The organism is Aurantimonas sp. E1-2-R+4, from assembly GCF_036549515.1.
Classification (GTDB): Bacteria; Pseudomonadota; Alphaproteobacteria; order Rhizobiales; family Rhizobiaceae; genus Aurantimonas; species Aurantimonas coralicida_A.
On sequence record NZ_JAZHLK010000017.1, the window covers coordinates 71,718 to 77,988 of the forward strand.

6 protein-coding genes are annotated in these 6,271 nt (G+C 63.1%); all 6 read left to right on the top strand.

Annotated elements, in window-relative coordinates; translation table 11 throughout:
• The first annotated feature begins 3 nt into the window (after positions 1-3).
• The 6 genes from VQ045_RS10045 (at position 4) to phoB (ending at position 6,220) form a co-directional block, all read left to right on the top strand.
• Positions 4-1,041, top strand: coding sequence for a substrate-binding domain-containing protein (locus VQ045_RS10045; RefSeq protein WP_327625167.1), 1,038 nt, complete (start codon positions 4-6; stop codon positions 1,039-1,041).
• 80 nt (positions 1,042-1,121) lie between these two features.
• Positions 1,122-2,504: a phosphate ABC transporter permease subunit PstC gene (gene pstC, locus VQ045_RS10050; RefSeq protein ID WP_327625166.1), complete on the top strand. Its 1,383-nt coding sequence runs from the start codon at positions 1,122-1,124 to the stop codon at positions 2,502-2,504.
• On the top strand, positions 2,497-3,777 hold the full coding sequence (gene pstA / locus VQ045_RS10055) for a phosphate ABC transporter permease PstA (RefSeq protein WP_331829991.1): 1,281 nt from the start codon (positions 2,497-2,499) through the stop codon (positions 3,775-3,777). The genes pstC and pstA overlap by 8 nt, the downstream gene beginning before the upstream one ends.
• A gap of 117 nt (positions 3,778-3,894) precedes the next feature.
• Positions 3,895-4,704, top strand: coding sequence for a phosphate ABC transporter ATP-binding protein PstB (gene pstB / locus VQ045_RS10060; protein ID WP_331829992.1), 810 nt, complete (start codon positions 3,895-3,897; stop codon positions 4,702-4,704).
• A gap of 25 nt (positions 4,705-4,729) precedes the next feature.
• Positions 4,730-5,467 (top strand): phosphate signaling complex protein PhoU, encoded by a 738-nt coding sequence (phoU, locus tag VQ045_RS10065; RefSeq protein ID WP_331829993.1) that lies wholly within the window; start codon positions 4,730-4,732, stop codon positions 5,465-5,467.
• A gap of 6 nt (positions 5,468-5,473) precedes the next feature.
• Positions 5,474-6,220: a phosphate regulon transcriptional regulator PhoB gene (gene phoB / locus VQ045_RS10070; protein WP_331829994.1), complete on the top strand. Its 747-nt coding sequence runs from the start codon at positions 5,474-5,476 to the stop codon at positions 6,218-6,220.
• The last annotated feature ends 51 nt before the right edge of the window (positions 6,221-6,271 follow it).

Below are 6,271 nucleotides of genomic sequence, written 5' to 3' on the forward strand. Positions count from 1 at the left end.
CCCGTGAACAACAGACTCATCGCCGGCCTTGCGCTCGGCACCGCAATCGCTTTGACCGGCCAGGCTGGCGCGCAGAGCCGTGATCAGATCCAAATCGTCGGCTCTTCGACTGTTTTTCCCTACACCCAGGCCGTCGCGGAACAGTTCGCGAACCAGTCGGAGTTTTCCTCACCGGTTGTCGAATCCACCGGTACCGGCGGGGGCATGAAGATCTTCTGCGAAGGCGTTGGCGCTCAGACCCCGGACATCACCGGCGCATCGCGTGCCATGAAGCCGTCCGAGTGGGAGTTGTGCCAGAAGAACGGCGTGACCGACATCACCGAGGTGTTGCTCGGCTATGACGCGCTTTCGCTCGCGTCGTCGCAGAACGGCCCGGATCTGTCCGTCACCAAAGAGCAGCTCTACAAGGCGCTTGCCGCCGAAGTGCCCGTCGATGGCGAGATCAAGGCCAATCCGTACAAGAGCTGGAACGAGATCGATGCTTCGCTGCCCGCCGAGCCGATCCTGGTTTACGGCCCGCCGCCGACGTCCGGCACCCGCGACGCCTGGGTCGAACTCGTCATGGAAGAAGGCTGCGGCGAGCTTGCCGAAGTCGAAGCTCTCGAAGACGACCGCAAGGCCGAAGTCTGCCAGCGCATGCGCACCGACGGCGCGTTTGTCGAAGCCGGCGAGAACGACAACCTCATCGTCCAGCGTCTGGAGTCCGATTCGAGCGCCTTCGGCATCTTCGGCTATTCCTTCCTGTACGAAAATCAGGACAAGCTGAAGGGGGCGGAGATCGGTGGCGTCACGCCGTCGGAGACGACCGTTGAATCGGGCGAGTATCCGGTATCCCGTCCGCTGTTCGTCTACATCAAGAATGCACACCGTCAGGCGATTCCCGGCCTCAACGAGTTCGTCGCGGAATATGTCAGCGAAAACGCGATGGGACAGGATGGCTATCTGCTGGACCGCGGCCTCGTCCCGCTGAAGGACGAAAAGCTGAAAGAGATCCAGGACAAGACTGTGAACGGCGGCTCGATGGAAGCTCCTCAGGGCTGACATCCGGCGTTTCCTAGCCTACGCCTTCAAGCAATCCCGTCGGCCTATCCGGGTCGGCGGGACCCCAACGGAGCCTGGCCGTGCCGCTGAGCATCATCTTCGCCATTCCGGTGCTGTTGAGCATCGCCGGCTTCATTCTTGCCAGCCGCAAGGCACGCCGTTCGGGCGCGGCGAGCGAAGCGCGGCTCCACTCGCTTCCGAAATATCACGGATATCTGGCGGTGCTGCTGGTGTTGGTGCCAAGTCTCGCGCTGATCGTCGCCTGGCTGTTGCTCGAGCCGGCCATCCTGAACGCCTATATTCGCACGCTGCTGCCGTCGTCAGTGACGGACGGACTGAGCCCATCACGGCTCAGCCTCATCGTCGGCGAGGTCCGGCAGGCCGCTGTGGGTATTACCTTCGGCGAGCCCAGTGCGGCGGTTTTGGCCGCCGCGGAGCGCTTCAAAAGCGCTGCCACCCTGTCGCGGTGGATTTTGGCGGGGCTCCTCCTGCTTATCGGTGCCGGCGCCATTGCCTGGGTGCTGGCGCGGGTCCGGGTGCGGTTCCAGGCGCGTAACAATGCCGAGCGGATCCTGAAATGGCTTCTGATCGGTTGCGCCACCGTGTCGATTCTGGCCACGGCAGGAATTTTCTTCTCACTGGTGTTCGAGGGGTTCCGGTTCTTCGCGGTGGTCTCGCCGATCGAGTTCTTTTTCGGAACGAAATGGGACCCGCAGATCGCCATTCGTGCCGATCAGGTTGGCAGCACCGGGGCATTCGGCGCCGTGCCGATCTTCGTCGGAACCTTCGTCATCGCGACGACCGCGATGATCGTCGCGCTGCCCGTCGGGCTGTTCGCGGCGATCTACATGTCCGAATTCGCGCCGAGGGCGGTTCGCGGCCTGGTCAAGCCACTCATCGAGGTCCTGGCTGGGATCCCGACCATCGTCTACGGCTTCTTCGCGGTCCTGGTTGTGTCTCCGGCGATCCGAGGGGCCGGCGAGGTGGTCGGCGTCTCCGTCTCGCCGACGGCGGCGATCGTGCCCGGCCTGGTGATGGGCGTGATGCTGATACCGTTCATCTCCTCGCTCTCCGACGATGCGCTGAATTCGGTGCCGCAGTCGCTGCGGGATGGTTCGTTCGGCCTCGGCGCGAACAAGGCCGAAACCGTCATGCGCGTCGTGCTACCGGCGGCCCTTCCGGGCATCGTCGGCGGTGTTCTCCTGGCCTCGAGCCGGGCGATCGGCGAGACGATGATCGTGGTGATGGCTGCGGGGCTCACCGCCAATCTGACCGCCAACCCCTTGGAAGGCGTCACGACGGTCACAGTCCAGATCGTCTCGCTGCTCACTGGCGACACGGAATTCGACAGCCCCAAGACACTCGCCGCGTTCGGTCTCGGTCTGACGCTGTTTATCGCGACGCTCGGCCTGAATCTCATCGCGCTGCAGGTCGTCAAGCACTTCCGGGAACAATATGACTGAGATCGTGTCTTCCGGCGGCGAGTCCTCCCGCACGCAGCAATTGGTTCGGTCGAGCCTGAAACGGCGCAAGGCCGCGCAGACGCGTCTCAAGCTGTACGGGATCGTGGCGATCCTGTTCGCCCTCACAATGCTCGCGATCCTGGTCGGGTCGGTCGTCAGCTCGTCCATGGGCGCCTGGACGCAGACCCAGGTCCGCATCGAAATACCGCCCTTTTCCAGCGTCGAGGAGGCGGCGGCAAAAAGCCCCCGCTCGGCTGCCAACGATGCGATTCTGTCGTTCTTTCCGGCGACCGAGGGTCGCAAGGAGCGCCGCGAGATCACCTCGATCCTCAGCGACGGCGCGCAATACGACGTCGAGGATGCGATCGCTGCGGCCGGCGCCGCCGTTACCGAGGGGCTCGATGTGTGGGTTCCGGTATCCGACCCCTATGAGCAGCTCTATGAGGGCGTGATCGATCCCACCGTCGACGCCAGCCGGCGTCCGCTCAGCGACCGGCAGATCGAGGTGTATCAGGCGCTCGATCAGGCCGGGCGCATCCGCTCCAAATTCGACTGGGGCCTGTTCACCAATGCCGACAGCCGCTTTCCGGAGTTGGCCGGCCTCAAGGGCGCGATTATCGGCTCGTTTTTCCTGCTGCTCGTCTGCCTGGTGGTGGCCGTGCCGCTCGGCGTCGGCGCCGCGGTCTATCTGGAGGAATACGCCAAGAAGAACCGTCTGACGGATTTCATCGAGATCAACATCAACAATCTTGCCGCGGTGCCGTCCATCGTTTTCGGCCTCCTGGGCCTTGCGCTGTTCCTGGGCTTTTTCGGATTGCCCCGTTCCGCGCCGCTCGTCGGCGGGCTCGTGCTGGCGCTGATGACGCTTCCGACCATCATCATCACGACGCGCAGCGCGCTCAAGGGCGTGCCGCCGTCGATCCGTGAAGCGGCGAGGGGCGTTGGCGCCTCCGAGATGCAGGTCATCGGCCACCACGTTCTTCCCGTGGCGTTGCCCGGCATCCTGACTGGAACGATCATCGGTCTGGCCCAGGCACTCGGCGAAACCGCACCCTTGCTGCTGATCGGCATGAACGCGTTCATCACGTCGGCGCCATCCAGCATCGTGGACGCGTCCACGGCGCTTCCGACCCAGATCTTCATCTGGTTCGACAGTCCTGAGCGCGGCTTCGTTGCGCGTACCAGCGCCGCGATCGTCGTGCTCTTGATGTTCCTAACAGTGATGAATCTCACCGCGGTTCTTCTGCGCCGCCGTTTCGAGAGGCGCTGGTGATCTTGCGACAGGAATCNTCGTGCTCTTGATGTTCCTAACAGTGATGAATCTCACCGCGGTTCTTCTGCGCCGCCGTTTCGAGAGGCGCTGGTGATCTTGCGACAGGAATCCGCCATGATGGACGATATGCAAACGACGTCAGCGAAGGGAGCGGCGGTGCGACCCAACCGTACGGTCAAGATGCGCGGCGAAAAGGTGTCGGTCTATTACGGCCAGAAACAGGCCCTGTTCGACGTCGATCTCGACATCGAGGAGCGTCAGGTCACCGCCCTGATCGGCCCGTCCGGCTGTGGGAAATCGACCTTCCTGCGCTGTCTCAACCGGATGAACGATCCGATCGACATCGCCAGGGTCGAAGGCCATATCACGCTCGACGGCCGGGATATCTACGATCCCGACATCGACGTGGTGGAGCTACGCGCCAGGGTCGGCATGGTCTTCCAGAAGCCCAATCCATTTCCCAAGTCGATCTTCGACAACGTCTCCTACGGACCGCGTATCCACGGCCTGGCGACGTCGAAGACGGAGATGGAAGAGATCGTGGTGACCAGCCTTCGCAAGGCTGGCCTGTTCGAGGAGGTCAAGGACCGTCTCGATGAACCGGGGACCGGCTTGTCTGGCGGTCAGCAGCAGCGCCTGTGCATCGCTCGCGCCATCGCCGTCTCGCCCGAGGTGATCCTGATGGACGAGCCGTGTTCGGCCCTCGATCCGATCGCGACCGCCAAGATCGAGGAACTGATCGACGAATTGAAGCAGAACTACACGATCGTGATCGTTACCCACTCGATGCAGCAGGCGGCGCGGGTGTCGCAGCGCACGGCGATGTTCCATCTGGGCCGCGTCGTCGAGGTCGGGGCGACGGAGAAAATGTTCTCCAACCCCGACGACAAGCGCACCCAAGACTACATCACCGGGCGCTTCGGCTGAACGAAAACTATGAGGAAAGCGGCAGATGACCGAGCATACCGTCACGTCCTACGAGGACGAACTCAAATTCATCGTGCGCCGGATTTCGGAGATGGGCGGCCAGGCCGAGCGGATGGTCGAGCAGTCGGTCGCGGCCTTGATGCGCAGCGACTGGGATCTGGCGCAGTCGGTCGTCGCCGATGACGTGTTGCTCGACGCGGCCCAGCGCGACCTCGACGAGCGGGCGATCCGCACCATCGCCAAGCGCCAGCCGATGGCCGTCGACCTGCGCGAGATCGTTGGCGCCATCCGCATTTCCAACGATCTGGAGCGGATCGGCGATCTGGCCAAGAATATCGCCAAGCGTGTGATCGCCGTGCACGACCATTCCCAGCCGGTGCAACTCGTGCGGGGCATCGAGCATTTGTCGGAGCTGGCGCTGGTGCAGCTGAAGGAAGTGCTCGACGCCTACGGCGAACACGATCACCTTCGGGCGATGGCGGTTCGCGACAATGACGAGCAGATCGACGCGATGTACACCTCGATCTTTCGTGAGCTGCTGACCTACATGATGGAAGATCCGCGCAACATCACCGCCTGCACGCATCTGCTGTTCAGCGCCAAGAATATCGAGCGTATCGGCGACCACGCGACCAACATCGCCGAGACGATCTATTATATCCAGACCGGCGAACAGATGGCGGCGGAGCGGCCGAAAGGCGACAGCACTCCGTCCCTGGTGCAGCAGGGGTCCAACCTGCCGCCCGCCGGCCCCGAAGGGTAAACGGACATGGCCACACGCATCGTCGTGGTGGAGGACGAGGACGCGCTCGGCGTCCTGCTTCGCTACAATCTCGAAGCCGAAGGTTACCAGGTCGACGTCATTACCCGGGGCGACGAGGCGGACCTGCGCCTCAAGGAAGAATTACCCGACCTCCTGATCCTGGATTGGATGCTGCCGGGTTTGTCCGGCGTCGAACTTTGCCGCAGACTTCGTCAGCGCGGCGAGAGCGAGAAACTTCCGATCATCATGCTGACCGCCCGCGGCGAGGAAAGCGAACGCGTGCGCGGCCTGTCGGTCGGCGCCGACGATTACGTGGTCAAGCCGTTCTCGACGCCGGAACTGATCGCACGGGTTCGGGCAATGCTGCGGCGGGCAAAGCCCGAGAAAATCTCCAAGCTGTTGACCGCCGGCGATATCGACCTCGATCGGGAGAACCACCGGGTTCGCCGGGCCGGCCGCGAGATCAAGCTCGGCCCGACCGAGTTCAAGCTGATGGAGTTCTTCATGCAGTCCCCAGGGCGGGTGTTCTCCCGCGAGCAGCTGCTCGATGGCGTCTGGGGCAGGGACATCTATGTGGATGAGCGCACCGTCGACGTCCATGTCGGACGCCTGCGCAAGGCAATCAATCGCGGCCGCGAGCGAGATCCGATCCGAACTGTTCGCGGTGCCGGCTACGCCCTTGACGAGCAATTCTTATACCAACGGGCGCTGATCAAGACCCATGCGCCCAATCTCGCATTCCGATGGACGTGATTTTCCAGGGCTGATCGACGAGCTTGTTCCAAGCTGCGCAGCAGTGGGCGA

Bases quoted from the DNA above. Each gene is read 5' to 3' on its own strand.
- pstA (WP_331829991.1), top strand. From the start codon at position 2,497: ATGACTGAGATCGTGTCTTCCGGCGGCGAGTCCTCCCGCACGCAGCAA.
- phoU (WP_331829993.1), top strand. From the start codon at position 4,730: ATGACCGAGCATACCGTCACGTCCTACGAGGACGAACTCAAATTCATC.
- pstB (WP_331829992.1), top strand. From the start codon at position 3,895: ATGGACGATATGCAAACGACGTCAGCGAAGGGAGCGGCGGTGCGACCC.
- phoB (WP_331829994.1), top strand. From the start codon at position 5,474: ATGGCCACACGCATCGTCGTGGTGGAGGACGAGGACGCGCTCGGCGTC.